Below are 14,480 nucleotides of genomic sequence, written 5' to 3' on the forward strand. Positions count from 1 at the left end.
CTCTATTTAACTTTTTCACATTTTTATGAAAAACTAAGTACATCTTGTAAGCTTCAATATTTACTTCTTATTCTTTTTTGCATCTCTTTTTTTCTTATTTAATTCTTTATACTCTATCCAACCATCTACACCATATTTCTTACTCCTAGAAACCCATGTCAATTTTTCAGGAAAGTTATAATCAAATATCTTTCTTTTTATCTCTCCTTGTTGAGTTCCAAACCCTTTTACATCTATATATTCAACCTCTCCATTCCATTTGTATATTGCAAAATCAACGGTATAAGTAATAGCTCTTTCAGAAACTCCAAACTTTTTAAATTTTGGTTGCAACTCAAATTTCTGTTGTAGCCCAAAATCTTTAATTTCTCCTTTTGCTTTCTTATCTTTAAGATATAAATAGTATTCTGCTTCATCTTTACTATCAAATTTAATTCCATCTATTATAGTTTTCCTATTATTGTATTTGCTCAATTGTTTTCTCCTCTATATTTCTATTTCTTCTACATCTACAACCATATACCAATCTGGCTTGTATTCAAATTCATCTACCCATTTAGAAAACACTTCATTTAATCTATCATCAAGTATTTTTTCATCCTCATCCTTTACATAACTTGACCAGCTCTCTCCAAATTCTCCAAATTCATCATCAATTCTACCTTGAACATAATCCAGTATGTTTTCTGTATCTACGCAAGGGATATAAGCTTCTTCTCTTTTGCCAACATAAACTATTTTAGTAATCCCATCTTTTACAGCACCCTTAATTGCTGCTTCTTTGCTTTCGTATTCATCACTATCAAAATATTCTCTATCTTTACTATATAGCCACACATCTTTTTTATTTTGCATATAAATTCCTCCTCTACTTTATTCCCAACTCAACATAACCATGTTTTAAATTAACAACATATACAATCTCTTTATTAAGCTCAATTCCTAATGGTTTTTGACCTTCATATGTTTGCAATACTAATAAATCACCTTTTCCAAAAGTCTTGTTTTCTCTAACTTTAATACATTTATTCTTAATTACATCTTTAAAAGTACTAGAAGCTATCTGCAATTCATGTATCATAAGCTCACACCCTTTAAAAGTTTTAGTCTATTTCACCTTTTTCAACTTGTTCACATTCTATTTGATATATAACTTTTTTATATGCTATTTGACCTTGCCATTCTTTTATTATGGTATCTTCAATATCTTGTACAAATATAGCTAATTTGCCATTTACATTTACTATTTTTAAATATATAAGTTCATGTGTATTCTTCTTTTCTACCCACATAGCCATTTCCTTATTTTCTTTCAAGCATAAATCATTTAGAAATATCTCATTATTTATCTTATACATTTGAGTAGTAATCATAATCTCACCTCATTTTTATAAGTCAAAGTAAGTCTATAACGTTCTAGTTCCATTCACAAACTTACCTTGACTATTTATTTTTTACAAATTACTTAGTTGGAACTGCATTATCCTCTATTTCCCAAAGATGAAAGCAATTTTCATGTAAATTTATATATTCTTGTTTTTGTGGCAATATCTGTACTATAGTCTTATTTGGTTTCATTAATTTATATCTAACATACTTAATTTCATTCCAATTAGGAAATCTTTTTTCATTTGATATAGTTAGATGCTCTTTTCCATTTTCAACTGAATATATAACATTGCTCCCAGTATCCATATTATATATTTTCACATTTTTAGCCCCTAATCTTTCAAGCGATTCTTTTGCAAGAATGGACCTATCATTTTTATTCTCAACTAATAACATTTTATTCCCTCCAAATTTTATTCATATGAGCACCTACTTCTCCTCATAAAAACTTACATTTTTAATAACTATATCTATAGTTCCATTCTCATTATGTCTAATGCCATATTTCATAAAATCCTCAAAATCATCCATTTTGCCTTTTATCTCAATCCCTGTATCTGTTTTTATATGTCTATTTTTTAGATTTTTCTCAACCCATTTTTTATCAATATTAAAACTTCCATCAATACCCTTTTCTTCTGCATGGTCCTTAAAACTATCTTTTAAATCTTCCTTTATTGCTATTTCAGTAAACTCATTTATATCAAGTTTTTGCTTTTCTCTTAGCATGTAAAGCAAGATACTTCTTACATCTTCTCCCTGCTTCATATCACTATATAAATTTGCTATAAAAGCATCTACCAAGCCTTTAAACACCTTAGTCTTATACTTATCATCTTTAATTTTAGTAGCATTTAAAAACTCTGTAACAAACTTAGAATTAGTTTCTTCCTTCTCTGCATCCTTGTCTAAGACTCTTAAATGATACTCGTCATTCATCCCACTCAAGCCAACCAAAGTAGCTATTTTAACCGTCTTAGTCTCTTGTATGTTAACTTCATTAGTTGACATCTGTATATTAAATTTATCATCCTCAAAGCTAATAGAATGAGTATACGACTTGTTGTAATCAAGTTTTAATATAGCAACTTTCTTTTCATCTTTTTGAGAGTATAAGCAAATTGCTAAGTCACAAGATTCTAATGTAGCATTCACTTTCATAACCTCAAATAAATAAGCTGCTATTTCTTTAGAGTTACTTAAAAATGAATTTTCATCATATATTATCTGTTCACAACATTTCTTAATTAGATTGTTACTATAGTCATTAAATACTGCTTTTCTGATGTCATTATCTCTTAATACTTTGTTGATTTTCTTTTGAAAGAAAACTTCAATATCTTGACTAACTCTACCTTCAAAATCATTTAGTATTGGAGTATCGCTATTCTTATCCAAAACATGTATTATAAATTTGTGTATTATCATAATTCCACCCCTTCATTATCAAAATATTCAGCCATTTTCTGACTTCTCGTATCTTTTATAACTTCATCTATCTTATCTATTGTTATGAATAATATCTTGTCATCTTTAGCTAATACTTCTGCTTTTTGTCTTAACATTTCTTTGCTACCATATGTGTAATGTATTTTAATGTTTTCTAACAACAATCCCATTTGCCATCTCAATATATATTTTGACATTTATTCCCCTCTCTTTTCGTTTTTGAGAGTCGCAAAACACTTCAACAATAATTTATATTAATATACATTTTGCAACTCTCTAAACTGTTTTAATTAGATATTTTCACTTATATTTTTTCCAACATTTCCTCAAGTTTATTTTTAATATTTCTAAATGCACAATACATTTCTTTTTTTATAAAGTGTTCTTCATCATCATCAGAACTTAAATTCAATCTGCATAATGGACAATCATTAAAATCAAATTTTATTTGTAATTTGTAATTATCAGAATCTAATTTTTCTAGCACTTCCTCAATAGTTTGTTTACACTTTGATATTTTTTCAAATTCTTTAGTTCTTTTTGAAGCTACCTCATATTCTTCATATTTCATAATCTATTCCTCCCTTAAATTATCTTGTTATAATAAAATCCACACACATTTTTAATCTTTCATTCAGACTTTTAATTTCATTTTTGACATACTCATTCCATGTTTTTATTGCCTGTTCTTTATCATCTGAAATTATATAAGCCCTAAAAACATTTTCTTTGCTTAATATTTTTCTTAACTCAGTTTTATCTATCTTAAAGAACTCTGTATCTCTAAAAAGCATTCTACTGTCTTCATATAGTTCAATAAACTTATCAGTTATATTGTAAATTTCAATTTCTTCTAACCCTTGCGAGCTACATATATAAAGCATTATTCTTTTACCTCCACACATTGTTATCGCAATTTTCACACTCTTTTAGATTCAATCTATACTCATAAATCCTACCGGCTATAAAACTTCCTATTACAAACATTACAACAGCTAATATATTCATTTTTTAACGTCTCCTTGTAAATTCAAAATAAGGTTTTTTATTTCCAGTTTCATGGTCAATCAATTTTAGAATATACTCTTTAGTCAACTTACTATTTTTACTTTTTCCAATAATACATTTTGTGAATGCTTCTTTATATTCATTGCTATATACATAGTTTGGTAAGTCATTCCACTCAAATATTGTTTTAAAAAATAAGTTTAAACCTTCTTCGACGCTGATATTCATTTTTCTAACATCCCCTCATACTTACTCAATATTTTTATAGCTATATCAATAGCTTTATTTACAGAACACTTTTTCTTATTTATTATCTTTTCAGCTAATTTAATTACTTGTTCCACATTTGCTAATACCATCTGACACCTCTTGAATATATCTAGCTTTCCATCCATTTTTAGAAACCTTACCTGTTCTTGCTAAGTTAGCAATATGAACATCTGTAAAATGCACATATTTACTTGCTTCAACAGTAGTGTCAAATACTTTAGTTTCTCCAGTTCTAATATTGAAACACTCTACTTTCTTGCCCTTTCTACCTTGCACATTATTATTTATTTGCAAATCAATAACATTTTCTTGCTTATTTTTAATTCTTACTTTTTTTAGATTATTTTCATACATAATTTCTAAATCCATAGTTTTCTCTAACAGCTCTCCTGCATCTATCCAAACTTTAGCCATATTCTTACCCCCTTATTCAACTGGCATTTCAAATACTTTCTCTTGATTATGTCTAACTCTGCAAGAATCTATATAATCCATTTTCACTCCATTTTCTATAAACTTTTGTATCTCATTTAACACTTGTATAGCTCTTTCTTTACTTTCATATTCAGCTATTTTTCTATTTTCATTTTCAAGTATTGCATACATTCGATTAAAACCTATTTCAACCCTATCAGTTCTCATTAAACCTAATTTATCTTGACTTTTAATTATTATCATTCCTAATACCCCCAACCTTATTTGAATTTTTTTCGACTTCAACACACCACTCTGGCACTATACCAAAATTAAACCAAAATTCATTCGGATAATGAACATAACCATCATCAAAGATTTTCTTAACAGTAAATTCAGTATTTTCAATATCGTCAATCCAAAGTTCTTTATATTTTTTGTACTGCTCCATACCATTACTTTTTATAAATTTCTCTTTATCAAATCTATAAGTTTTACCTATCTCAAATCTCATATTATTGGTCCTCACATTTTCTCAATAATTCTTCCAAGCAACTCTTACAGATAACAATTACAAATTCTCTACCATACAAATCCATGACCTTAGCATTTGTAAATTTATCATCATAACAATCAACTAAAAACTCTCCACAAACACTACATATAGCTGTTCTGCTCATTCCTATCCCTCCAACACTTTAGGCTTTCTTATCTTTTCTAACATTCCAGTATTTTCATATATATTTCCAATAATTTCAAAGTCAATGGCATAGTCTACTATGCTTCTCTCAAATAAAGAGATTTTTTCTTCCAATAAATCATTTGTAGCAACAAATCTACCATCTAAAAACTTAACTTCACATGGAAAATCAGATTCATGCATTAAATCATTGCATAAAACAATATCACCTTCATATATTTCTCTTCCATGGTAATCCTTCAAACCTGTATATATCATAACCTCAAAATTTTCATTGTTTTTTGGCAAATAAACACCATTATAAACCCACTCTCTAAGCAAATTTTTAGAATAGCACACCATTTCATCATAACTATACATTTCTTTACCATTTTTATTCCATTCTCTAAATTTTAACTCCATTTTTCAATCCTCCATTTTTTAACTTCTAGGAAGTAATATTGTATAATTACCCCCTAGATTATTTAACTTAAAAAGGTATATCATCATCATCTATTGCTTGAAACCCTTGAGGGTCTAATCCTGGTGGTATATATTCTTGCTTATGGTTACTATCACTTTTACTAGAAAGCAATTCTAAAGCATTTACATTAACTTTAGTAATAGATTTCCAGCAACCATTTTCATCTTTGTAATTATATATATTTAACTCTCCAACAGCATACACAGACTTAGCTTTAACAAGATATTGCACAAGATTTTCAACATGTTTTCCTAATTGTTCGCATTGAATAAAATCAGTTATTTTGTTTCCATTCTTATCTTTAAACCTTCTATCTACCGCTATTGAAAATGTTATTTTTGGAGTACCTGAATTAGGAAGGTACTTCAATTCTGCATCTGCAACTAATCTCCCAACTAAAGTTATTGTATTCATTTAAATAGCCCCCTTTTTATTTTTCTTCATGTTCTTCTATATACTCAACAAAGTAAGTATAAGTAGTTTTACTATTTTGTTTCTCTCTACCAATCCTTACTGTATATCCAGCTTTTCCAAGCAATCTCAACAATTCCAATCTATCTTGCTCATTCAAAGAACCACTTTTCTGTGCATATATTCTCCCCATCTTAATCCTCCTTTCTAGGAAGCAATAGTATGTTATTTACTTCCTAGAAGTTTAATTTAATTTTATTTGAATTTAGCCTTTTGACTTTTCTTGATTATGTCATCTAATTCGTCACTCGTATATTGATTAAATGTTTCATTAAAGTTATGAAAATTAGTTTTTTTAATTTTATTAGGAGCATTAACAACCTTGTTACTAGACTGCTTCTTCTCCTGCCTACTCTTTTTCTTCCTCTCAAACTCATTCTGATACTCTGTAAGTTCTAAACTAGTCTTTACACCTGCTTCTATCCAGTTATTTAAGATTGTTTTTACATATCTATAGTTCTTAACTCCACTCCCTACAGCTTCATCAATAGCCCTTATAATTACATCAACCTCCATTCCATCATCTAGAAAGCCTAGTAACTCTAAAAAGTTGTTTGGAGTAATTACACCTATATATTTTTCAAAGTATTTTTTTATGTAGACAGTTTTATCTTGTTGAGGTTGTTCATTAATAACAATAGTAGTAATACCATTTTCTTTTAAATCTATTTTCTTTTTAATACTATTTTCTTTTATGTTGCCGATTTCCCGACCCCGGTTTTGCCGACTTCCGGTTTCACCGACCTCGGTTTTACCAGCTTCCGGTTTTACCGGAGTCGGGAAATCGGCACACGGTTGGGATTCAGTATTTTCAACGTTTCCAGAATTTACACTTTGAGGTGTATCAAAAATATCATATCTATAACCTTTCATTTGTCCTTTTTTATCCCTTATTTGTGTCCTAATAACAAAACCTTCTTGCATAAGCTCCTTTAAAGCATTGCTTACTTTTGTCTTACTATCTTTTCTATAACTTATTAATGATTTTGCATAAACTTTATGACTACCTGACCTTTGAAATCTTAGCATCTGAGTAACTACTCCTATAGCTGAATAAGAAAGTTTTTCATTATCTAGTATTGTGTTAGGTACTCTTGTAAATGGGTCGTCAAAATTTATGTGAAAGTATGTTTCATTATTAAAATTCAATATATCACCTACTCTTGACTTTGCTTTTCATAAGCATTACAAATTGTGTCATACTCTTTTTTCGTTAAATCTTTTATCTCTTTTCCAAATCTCTTAAATACTTTCTCTTTTAAACTTTCCTTATCAACATTTGCATTACTTGCTATTGCATACAACCTGCTTAATTGTTTATCTGTTAAAATTCTATTGTTAGAATTACTTTTAGCTTCATTTTTACCACTAGTTGCGTCAAAAGTATCGCTTTCTGTAATGTTTAATAACTGAATATATAAATATCTAGTCTGATAGGTTTCTATACCTCCTAATGCTTGTAACTCATTAGAGCCTTTAAGTTGTAAGTTTCGCATGGGAGAAGTGAATACAATCTGTTCTGTTGGGTTTTCTCCATTAATTAGTGTTAATGTTGCATAGTCATTTGTAAAGGTAACTACAGGGCATAGCTTAGTTTCTTCAAGTAATCCAGTAGCTTGTGGCAAGAAGTCTGCTAACTCAAAATACTTAAAGTTAGCGAACTTATTCTCTCCACTTTTCTTTAGATTCAACTTACTGAACTTAACTCTTACATCCATCAATTTAATGTAAATATTATTAGATTCCAATTCCACCACGCTCCATGTCCTTTATATTTCTTTTTAAAACACCTTCCCATCCATCTATATAGTCTCCATATAAACCATCTGATTTTTGCTTTTCTAAATCTTCTTTAAACTGCTCTATTGTCCAATTTTCTTTATGCCTTTTTATACAATATTTTAGCCCTGCAATACTTCCTAAAGCTTGTTCTGCTTCTATTCCTTCAAATCTAGTAAATTTTAATATAAATAATCTATCTTCTAAATCATTAATTATCTCATTTCTAGTTTTCATTTCTTCCCCCTTGTGCTATAATATACATTAATATCTTTATTTTTTGTTTTTGATTAGAGCCATTACGAGTGGCTCTTTTCTTATATCTGCACCTCTATAGGTCTATCTCTTTCAATTTCTTCTAAAATTAATTGAAATATCTTGTAATCCTCGCTTTCTTCATGTTCCTTTGATTTAATCTCTAAATTTATACCACCTAAAATATTTTCGATAGCATATTTTACTCTTTCCCATGCAACTTTTTCTCTTAGATATTCTCTCATGTGTATATCATCTATTAAACCTCTATCCTTATTTCTAAGTTCCTCATAAAGCTTGCTATTTTTGTTTATCTCTAATTCAGCTAAAACTAATTGTTTTTGAACCATTTTTTTTATTCTTTTTAAACTTTCCATAATTAACCCCCTAGTTTAAATTTTTAACTTCATAATCATTATCTTTAATATCTTCTACTGTTAATGCTTGATACTCCATACATCCTCTTTCTTTGTCGTAGTATGCTAAATTCAGTTCATTTTCTGTTGCCACTACTACGATACAATCAATTTCAAAACCAAGTCTTTTACAATTTACTTTTACTGCATTTCCTACTTCAACTTTCTTTAAATCGAATTTATTCATAATTACCTCCTTATTTTTCTGCTTCTTTTATGTAATCCCAAAGTATGTGCAATATTAGCGAGTTCATTGAACTGCCTTCTGTTGATGCTATATCTTTTATTTTCTCAAGCAATGGTGCTGGTAATCTAAAAGTAAACCTTACTCTCTCGTCTTTGTCATACATTTGACGTCAACTCCTTTCTTGTTTTAATAATACCACGTCATACATTTGACGTCAAGCATTTTTATTGACTTTCTCTATTAATTATTTTATTATTAAAGTGTCATAAAGACGTCAAATTTTATATAAGGAATGATAAATATGTCCAATAAAGATATTTATACTCGTGAAGAAGATAAGAGATTTACACTAAGAATTAATAAACTTCTTTTTGAAAAAATAGAACAACTTGCTCAAAAAGATAAACGTTCTACAGGTAGAGAAATTGAATTTATTCTTGAGAAATATTTTGAAGATAATCCTTTAGAATAAAAACTACCATATCTTTTAATGTATATCCTTTAACTTTTGCCTGTTTTAGAAGCTTGTCTTTAAGTTCTCTAGACAGGCGTATTGTTGTTTGTTCTCTTTGCATCTAATCACCTTTTTCTTTAATTATTTATAGATTAAACTCATTTTATTTTTAAATTAGCTGGTAAATATGTGTTAACTACATTTATATCTCTTGTTAATGCACTTCTTTTAACTTTCTTATCTTTATTAAATTTCTTGTTACTTCTCTGCTCGTCATAGTATGTAATCCTGTATAACGCTTTATTTCTCTCTACCTTATAAACTTTATTTTTATAGATTATTTTCATAGTGACCCCTTTCTATTGTTCAAATACTCCACCTGTTTTTAAAACCCAATTTTTGAATGAATTTTTATCAACTCTGTAATCTGTTCCAACTTTTGTTGTAATAAAAGCATTTGTAGCTCTTGCTTGTTTAATCATACTGTGAGCCTTTTTATCAGAACATTTAATGTAATTACAAAACTCTTTAACTGTCATAAAATCCATATCTTCTTGCTTGTTTTCTAAAATAAGTTTAGTTATTTCCTCTGCTCTTGTTAAAAGCTCCCTCATTTCTTTTACTAAGTCTTTTCTAGTTATGCAATTTTCGTTATAGTTCATTTAATCACTTCCTTTTCAAAATATTCTGTATTTAATTTTCAAAGTGCTAGTTTTATTTAACCTAACATTGATAATTGTTCTTCCTGCTCCTTCAATAGTCTTTTTAAAATATACTCTTGACCTTTTCCTGTAACTCTAGTTGTTTTAAAAGTAAATGTACCAGTTGATGTCTCCTTAACACCTTCTACGGTTTCTAAATAATCTCTATCTATTGCAACTTGCTTTGGTTCGGTAGAATTCTTAAATACTAAATCCCATTCTCTTAATTTCTCGTATAATCTTTTCTCTCCAATAACTATCCCTTTGCTTTTAGAAATGATTTTTGCTACCTCTCTTACAAGTAAACTATTTTTTGATGATGCTATTTGATTAATAAATTTACTTTTTTCCTGCAATTCTTTATTTTTTTGCTCTATTGTTTTATTTGCTACAATTAACGCTCTAGCCATAACCTTCTCGGGACTATTCCAGTCTTTTTCAATTTGTAGGAAATACTTTCTTGCTTGTTTTCCTTTTTCATTACGTTGTATCATAGCTATTTCTTTTGCCATATCTAATTTAATTACATGGTCTATATATTCAATTTCATTCCCTTGAGCTGTTACTTTTTTTTGAGTAAGAGATATAAAATCTTCATTTTCTACAAATCCATAACCAATCATTCTATTAAACCAATCATTATATCTGCTTCCTACTTCTAAAAATTCATGTAAATCTCTTGCACTTAATATTTGTTCTTGATGTTCATTAACTCCCACTTTTATAAGATTTTCGTTCTCAATTACTTGTAAACTATTCATATGTTGCAACCTCTCTCTCTTTAAGTTTTCATTTTGCTAACTTTTTCTATAGAAAAGTTCCTCTATTGTTATTTCTGGCACCCTTTCTTTTATGCAATTATATATATTAAACATTTCTGCCTGAGTGAACTCTCTAGCTCCCTTTTCTTTCATATAATATGATGTTAGACACATATTAGCCACAGTAGCCATTTCTTTTTGTGACATCTCCATAAACTTTCTATACCTAGCAAGATTGTTAATCATTTTTGTCACCTCTCTTTGTTTTCATTCTGTTAACTTAATTATAGTTAACATTTTGCTAACTGTCAATACATTTTTATGAATTTTTTAATAAAAATATACATTTTGCTAACAATAGTTATCATATTGCTAATAACATGTTATCATTTAGTTAATTATTAAAACGGAAGGTGAATATTATGACTAATACATTTGGAAACAGATTAAAAAATTTAAGAAGTGAAAAAAGAATAACAGGCGAAGAGTTCGGAAAAATATTAAATGTTACAAAAGTAGCTGTAAGCAACTGGGAAAGTGATAGAAGATTTCCTGACCAAGATACATTAAAAAATATTGCTGACTATTTTGATGTATCAATAGATTATTTACTATGCAGAAGTAATACAAGAAACATAATTAATGATGAAGTTAATACAACTACTACAGCTTTTGATATAATCGAAAATTCAGATGCTAATAAAAAAGTTAAAGAACTTATGAAAAAAATATACTCTCTCAATGATGATGATAGAAGTGCTATAGAAAAAATAATTGATAATGCTTATATAATAAAAACAAAGGAAGAAGAGAATTAAAACTCTTCTTCTCTTTCTATTTTTTTTAATAAACTTTCAAAAAACTCAACATCCAATTCTAATAATAACTCTAATTCTTCCATGGTCTTCTTAATGCGTTCTTCTTCATTAATGCTTTCATTTGACTTATACATATATATCCCCCTATCATAAGAACTTATGTTCTTATTTTTAGTTAAAAACTCCCAACAATTTTTTAATAAAAACTATGTAATTATACCCTTTCATTTCTAGAAATATTTTCCGACTATTCAGAATTGTGTTAGATAATTATCTTACTTACATAATAATACTTTTGATTTGTTAATGCAATAAAAAAAGCGTAATTGTAATAAAAAAATCGAATTTTGTAGACAGTTGGAAGTTTTTTCCAATTAAAGGTGTTATTAATCGAGCTTTTTATTATATTTTTTTAAATTCCATCATGTATATAGTGTTTTTTTAAATATAATTTATTTATACATTTATTATAAAAAAATTGTATCAAAACATAATATTATTTTCTAATAAAAACATGAAAAAGATTTATACTTGATGTAAAATATAATCATAGACTTTAAGGGAGGGTTAAATATGGACTCAACAGCAGCTTTTATAAGAAAAAGAAGATGTAAATTTTTTGTATATGTGGAGTATGTGGATGAATTTACAGGGAAAAAAAGACAAAAAAGTTATGGAAGTTATGAGAAGAAAAAGGATGCTGAAAAACGTCTGATAGAGATAAAATCTACTATAAATAATAATAAGTTTATAGCTCCAAAGGAGCTAACTGTAGTTGATAGATGTTACAAGTACATAGAAGATTTAAAATTAAACTTATCTCCTGTCACAGCACAAACATATGAGTCTATAACTAAAAATCAAATACAAGTTTTTTTTAAGAATATAAAACTTTCTGAACTGACACCTCTTTTACTACAAAGTTTTATAAATCAAACTTATATTGAATATGAAAAAGGAAGTGCTAATACATACACTACATTTTTAAGAAGTGTCATAAAAGAAGCTTATAGACTACGAGAAATAAATGAAAATATAAATGATTTTATAAAAATTCCTAATGTGAGAGGAAAAGAAAAAAATATAAATATATATGATAAACAAGAAACAAAAGAATTGTTAGATAAATTGCTTGGAAATAAGATAGAAATACCAATTCTTCTAATGGTTACTCTTGGATTAAGATTTAGCGAGGTCGCTGGTCTCAGATGGAAAGACATAGATATTGATAATAATATAATTAATATTAATCAAATATTACTTTATATTAAAGGAAATTTTCAATTCAAAGAACCTAAAACATGCGGTTCTAAAAGAAGCTTAACAGTTTCTAAAGAGGTTATTGACAAATTAAAACAAGAGAAGCTAAGACAGAATAAATTAAAACTTCAAGGACTATTGGAAAATGAACACGATTTAGTATGTTTAAATGGTCAACTTAGACCTTGGACAGAAACTAATTTAAGGTCTAATTTTATAACTTTCACTAAAAAAAATAATTTGAGACAAATTAAGTTGCATGATTTAAGACACACACATGCTACGCTTTTATTACTAGCTAGAACCGATTATAAGACAATCTCAGAGCGTTTAGGTCATTCAGATATTAATATTACATTGAATACATATTCTCATGTCTTAGACGAAATGAACGAAGAAGCAAGTAATAATATAAGCAAATTACTATTTAGTTAATGTGTCAGTAGCGTGTCAGTAATGTGTCAGTAAAATACTATTTTTTGCCCTATTTTTGCACGTGGTCAGTAATTTGGCAGGGTTTTATATTCTTGCATATTCTGACATAACCATTGGAATAGCTAACTTATTCCTTGGTATTCTATTTTGTACTATCAACTTCGTATTTTATAACAAAAAACTATAAATTTATTTAAAACAAGTAAAATTAAGGCTTTCAATGTAAGAAAATTGAGTTTGGTCAGTAATTTGTCAGTAAACTTTCTTATCTATCATTTATTTACAAATGTAAAAAGGTAGCAACTATTTATATAGGCGCTACCTTTTAATCTATTTATCATTTTTCTATTAAGTTTTCATTTATTATATATTTGCTCTAAAATAATTTTTTCATATCATACCTCATTTATTTGCTACATTTTTAAAAAACAAGCACTGATTACCCTATAACCACCTTACTACTTTATTCCTGTTGAAAAAATGGTTCAACAATTTCCAGCCATTCATTTGGAAGATAAAGAGATAAATATCCATGATTATAACCCTTAGCTTCATAAATTTGGCAAGTACTAACAAAAGACTTAAACATTTTTGCAGAGTTTTTAACACACTTCATTTCTTTTTCTCCATACCAATACATTACTTCTGCTTTGGTTGTTTTTATACTCTTTTTAAGCGTATATTTCATCATATAAGTACGATATATATTGTAAAATGTTTCTTTTCTGACATGTGGCATATCTTGCATATAATATTTTTTAATTTTATCTGGATACTGCATATTTTTAGGTAACAATTTTGGCATCATAGCAATTTGAAAACGACAAGCCTTCTCACTGAATAAAAATCCTCCAAAAAATCGAATACCAGCAATACAAAATCGTGCCATAGTAGGTCTTGGGTAGCAGATACTCCCATCAATAATTGCTTTTTTAGTAATATCAGGTTTTCGAGATAAAAGCTCCATTACAATTTGGCCACCCAGCGATACCCCACACAAAGCAAAAAGATGTCCATCACACTTTTCATCTATATATGACATCAATTTATCCGCTGTATCCTCTGTAGATGTGTATATCGTTTCATATTCTTCTCCATGACCATCCAATGTAGGAAGTATAACATAATAGTTGTTAGACAAAACTTCTGCTTGTCGCAAATAGTTCCACCATGCATTTCCCCCTCCATGAATCAACATAATGTGTGGTTTGTTTTTATTTCCAAATTCATGAAATTTCATATATAACCTC

Annotated in this window: 33 protein-coding genes; 3 read left to right on the forward strand and 30 right to left on the reverse strand. The window is 28.1% G+C overall.

The features are described from left to right. Positions 1-60 precede the first annotated feature (60 nt). The 24 genes from ACTG48_RS14115 to ACTG48_RS14230 all read right to left on the reverse strand — a co-directional run bounded on the left by ACTG48_RS14115 (position 61) and on the right by ACTG48_RS14230 (position 8,964). Entirely contained in the window at positions 61-474 is a 414-nt protein-coding gene (locus ACTG48_RS14115; protein WP_479917173.1) for a DUF1064 domain-containing protein, read from the reverse strand. 12 nt (positions 475-486) lie between these two features. After that, positions 487-855, reverse strand: a complete 369-nt coding sequence (locus ACTG48_RS14120; protein ID WP_479917174.1) for a hypothetical protein — start codon at positions 853-855, stop codon at positions 487-489. A gap of 13 nt (positions 856-868) precedes the next feature. After that, positions 869-1,081 (reverse strand): DUF3850 domain-containing protein, encoded by a 213-nt coding sequence (locus tag ACTG48_RS14125; protein WP_479917175.1) that lies wholly within the window; start codon positions 1,079-1,081, stop codon positions 869-871. Positions 1,082-1,103: 22 nt separating this feature from the next. Continuing rightward, the gene (locus tag ACTG48_RS14130) at positions 1,104-1,358 is read right to left on the reverse strand and encodes a hypothetical protein (RefSeq protein ID WP_479917176.1); all 255 of its coding nucleotides are present in this window, start codon (positions 1,356-1,358) and stop codon (positions 1,104-1,106) included. Positions 1,359-1,461: 103 nt separating this feature from the next. Beyond that, complete coding sequence (locus tag ACTG48_RS14135) at positions 1,462-1,785, reverse strand: DUF1827 family protein (protein WP_479917177.1); 324 nt, start codon at positions 1,783-1,785, stop codon at positions 1,462-1,464. A 33-nt stretch (positions 1,786-1,818) separates the two neighbouring features. Next, positions 1,819-2,817, reverse strand: a complete 999-nt coding sequence (locus ACTG48_RS14140; protein WP_479917178.1) for a nucleoid-associated protein — start codon at positions 2,815-2,817, stop codon at positions 1,819-1,821. Further along, positions 2,814-3,035 carry a hypothetical protein gene (locus ACTG48_RS14145; RefSeq protein ID WP_479917179.1) on the reverse strand — a complete coding sequence of 74 codons (222 nt, stop codon included), beginning with the start codon at positions 3,033-3,035 and terminating at the stop codon, positions 2,814-2,816. Before ACTG48_RS14145 ends, ACTG48_RS14140 begins: the two co-directional genes overlap by 4 nt. Positions 3,036-3,142: 107 nt before the next feature. Then, positions 3,143-3,409, reverse strand: a complete 267-nt coding sequence (locus tag ACTG48_RS14150) for a hypothetical protein (RefSeq protein WP_479917180.1) — start codon at positions 3,407-3,409, stop codon at positions 3,143-3,145. 19 nt (positions 3,410-3,428) lie between these two features. Then, positions 3,429-3,761 carry a hypothetical protein gene (locus ACTG48_RS14155; RefSeq protein ID WP_479917181.1) on the reverse strand — a complete coding sequence of 111 codons (333 nt, stop codon included), beginning with the start codon at positions 3,759-3,761 and terminating at the stop codon, positions 3,429-3,431. Between the two features lie 88 nt (positions 3,762-3,849). Beyond that, positions 3,850-4,074 carry a hypothetical protein gene (locus ACTG48_RS14160; protein ID WP_479917182.1) on the reverse strand — a complete coding sequence of 75 codons (225 nt, stop codon included), beginning with the start codon at positions 4,072-4,074 and terminating at the stop codon, positions 3,850-3,852. Further along, the gene (locus tag ACTG48_RS14165) at positions 4,071-4,205 is read right to left on the reverse strand and encodes a hypothetical protein (protein ID WP_479917183.1); all 135 of its coding nucleotides are present in this window, start codon (positions 4,203-4,205) and stop codon (positions 4,071-4,073) included. The genes ACTG48_RS14160 and ACTG48_RS14165 overlap by 4 nt, the downstream gene beginning before the upstream one ends. Continuing rightward, the gene (locus tag ACTG48_RS14170; protein WP_479917184.1) at positions 4,174-4,530 is read right to left on the reverse strand and encodes a hypothetical protein; all 357 of its coding nucleotides are present in this window, start codon (positions 4,528-4,530) and stop codon (positions 4,174-4,176) included. The genes ACTG48_RS14165 and ACTG48_RS14170 overlap by 32 nt, the downstream gene beginning before the upstream one ends. A 12-nt stretch (positions 4,531-4,542) precedes the next feature. Then, positions 4,543-4,794 (reverse strand): hypothetical protein, encoded by a 252-nt coding sequence (locus ACTG48_RS14175; protein ID WP_479917185.1) that lies wholly within the window; start codon positions 4,792-4,794, stop codon positions 4,543-4,545. Continuing rightward, positions 4,781-5,044: a hypothetical protein gene (locus ACTG48_RS14180; RefSeq protein ID WP_479917186.1), complete on the reverse strand. Its 264-nt coding sequence runs from the start codon at positions 5,042-5,044 to the stop codon at positions 4,781-4,783. Before ACTG48_RS14180 ends, ACTG48_RS14175 begins: the two co-directional genes overlap by 14 nt. A 1-nt stretch (position 5,045) precedes the next feature. After that, a complete protein-coding gene (locus tag ACTG48_RS14185) occupies positions 5,046-5,210 on the reverse strand; it encodes a hypothetical protein (protein WP_199857328.1) in 165 nt (54 codons plus the stop codon). Positions 5,211-5,212: 2 nt separating this feature from the next. Further along, positions 5,213-5,632: a YopX family protein gene (locus tag ACTG48_RS14190; RefSeq protein WP_479917187.1), complete on the reverse strand. Its 420-nt coding sequence runs from the start codon at positions 5,630-5,632 to the stop codon at positions 5,213-5,215. A gap of 67 nt (positions 5,633-5,699) precedes the next feature. Beyond that, the gene (locus ACTG48_RS14195; protein ID WP_479917188.1) at positions 5,700-6,107 is read right to left on the reverse strand and encodes a single-stranded DNA-binding protein; all 408 of its coding nucleotides are present in this window, start codon (positions 6,105-6,107) and stop codon (positions 5,700-5,702) included. 16 nt (positions 6,108-6,123) lie between these two features. Next, positions 6,124-6,297, reverse strand: a complete 174-nt coding sequence (locus tag ACTG48_RS14200; RefSeq protein WP_407815254.1) for a resolvase — start codon at positions 6,295-6,297, stop codon at positions 6,124-6,126. Between the two features lie 62 nt (positions 6,298-6,359). Beyond that, the gene (locus ACTG48_RS14205) at positions 6,360-7,313 is read right to left on the reverse strand and encodes a DnaD domain-containing protein (RefSeq protein WP_479917189.1); all 954 of its coding nucleotides are present in this window, start codon (positions 7,311-7,313) and stop codon (positions 6,360-6,362) included. A gap of 8 nt (positions 7,314-7,321) precedes the next feature. Further along, complete coding sequence (locus tag ACTG48_RS14210; protein ID WP_479917190.1) at positions 7,322-7,882, reverse strand: ERF family protein; 561 nt, start codon at positions 7,880-7,882, stop codon at positions 7,322-7,324. A gap of 19 nt (positions 7,883-7,901) precedes the next feature. Then, on the reverse strand, positions 7,902-8,180 hold the full coding sequence (locus ACTG48_RS14215; RefSeq protein ID WP_479917191.1) for a hypothetical protein: 279 nt from the start codon (positions 8,178-8,180) through the stop codon (positions 7,902-7,904). An 80-nt stretch (positions 8,181-8,260) separates the two neighbouring features. Further along, the gene (locus tag ACTG48_RS14220; protein WP_479917192.1) at positions 8,261-8,575 is read right to left on the reverse strand and encodes a hypothetical protein; all 315 of its coding nucleotides are present in this window, start codon (positions 8,573-8,575) and stop codon (positions 8,261-8,263) included. A gap of 10 nt (positions 8,576-8,585) precedes the next feature. Then, entirely contained in the window at positions 8,586-8,801 is a 216-nt protein-coding gene (locus ACTG48_RS14225) for a hypothetical protein (protein ID WP_479917193.1), read from the reverse strand. Positions 8,802-8,811: 10 nt separating this feature from the next. Continuing rightward, a complete protein-coding gene (locus tag ACTG48_RS14230) occupies positions 8,812-8,964 on the reverse strand; it encodes an Arc family DNA-binding protein (protein WP_479917194.1) in 153 nt (50 codons plus the stop codon). 138 nt (positions 8,965-9,102) lie between these two features. On the opposite strand from ACTG48_RS14230, the gene ACTG48_RS14235 reads away from it, so the two are divergent. Then, the gene (locus tag ACTG48_RS14235; RefSeq protein WP_479917195.1) at positions 9,103-9,273 is read left to right on the forward strand and encodes a hypothetical protein; all 171 of its coding nucleotides are present in this window, start codon (positions 9,103-9,105) and stop codon (positions 9,271-9,273) included. 140 nt (positions 9,274-9,413) lie between these two features. On the opposite strand, the gene ACTG48_RS14240 is transcribed toward ACTG48_RS14235, so the two are convergent. Genes ACTG48_RS14240 through ACTG48_RS14255 form a run of 4 tightly spaced genes read right to left on the reverse strand, consistent with a single transcriptional unit; the run spans position 9,414 to position 10,963 of the window. Beyond that, positions 9,414-9,602: a hypothetical protein gene (locus ACTG48_RS14240; protein WP_479917196.1), complete on the reverse strand. Its 189-nt coding sequence runs from the start codon at positions 9,600-9,602 to the stop codon at positions 9,414-9,416. 12 nt (positions 9,603-9,614) lie between these two features. Continuing rightward, positions 9,615-9,917, reverse strand: coding sequence for a hypothetical protein (locus ACTG48_RS14245; protein ID WP_479917197.1), 303 nt, complete (start codon positions 9,915-9,917; stop codon positions 9,615-9,617). A 56-nt stretch (positions 9,918-9,973) separates the two neighbouring features. After that, entirely contained in the window at positions 9,974-10,717 is a 744-nt protein-coding gene (locus ACTG48_RS14250; protein WP_479917198.1) for an antA/AntB antirepressor family protein, read from the reverse strand. Positions 10,718-10,753: 36 nt separating this feature from the next. Further along, complete coding sequence (locus ACTG48_RS14255) at positions 10,754-10,963, reverse strand: hypothetical protein (protein ID WP_021385649.1); 210 nt, start codon at positions 10,961-10,963, stop codon at positions 10,754-10,756. Between the two features lie 176 nt (positions 10,964-11,139). Between ACTG48_RS14255 and ACTG48_RS14260 the strand changes: the two genes are divergently transcribed. Continuing rightward, complete coding sequence (locus ACTG48_RS14260; protein ID WP_479917199.1) at positions 11,140-11,535, forward strand: helix-turn-helix domain-containing protein; 396 nt, start codon at positions 11,140-11,142, stop codon at positions 11,533-11,535. Here ACTG48_RS14260 and ACTG48_RS14265 read toward each other — a convergent pair. Continuing rightward, on the reverse strand, positions 11,532-11,669 hold the full coding sequence (locus tag ACTG48_RS14265; protein WP_021385638.1) for a hypothetical protein: 138 nt from the start codon (positions 11,667-11,669) through the stop codon (positions 11,532-11,534). The two genes, ACTG48_RS14260 and ACTG48_RS14265, sit on opposite strands and share 4 nt — an antisense overlap. Positions 11,670-12,108: 439 nt before the next feature. Between ACTG48_RS14265 and ACTG48_RS14270 the strand changes: the two genes are divergently transcribed. Next, positions 12,109-13,230, forward strand: a complete 1,122-nt coding sequence (locus ACTG48_RS14270; protein ID WP_479917200.1) for a site-specific integrase — start codon at positions 12,109-12,111, stop codon at positions 13,228-13,230. 463 nt (positions 13,231-13,693) lie between these two features. On the opposite strand, the gene ACTG48_RS14275 is transcribed toward ACTG48_RS14270, so the two are convergent. Beyond that, positions 13,694-14,470: an alpha/beta hydrolase gene (locus ACTG48_RS14275; protein WP_021385315.1), complete on the reverse strand. Its 777-nt coding sequence runs from the start codon at positions 14,468-14,470 to the stop codon at positions 13,694-13,696. Between the last annotated feature and the right edge of the window lie 10 nt (positions 14,471-14,480).

It is taken from the genome of Clostridioides sp. LIBA-6822 (assembly GCF_056688955.1).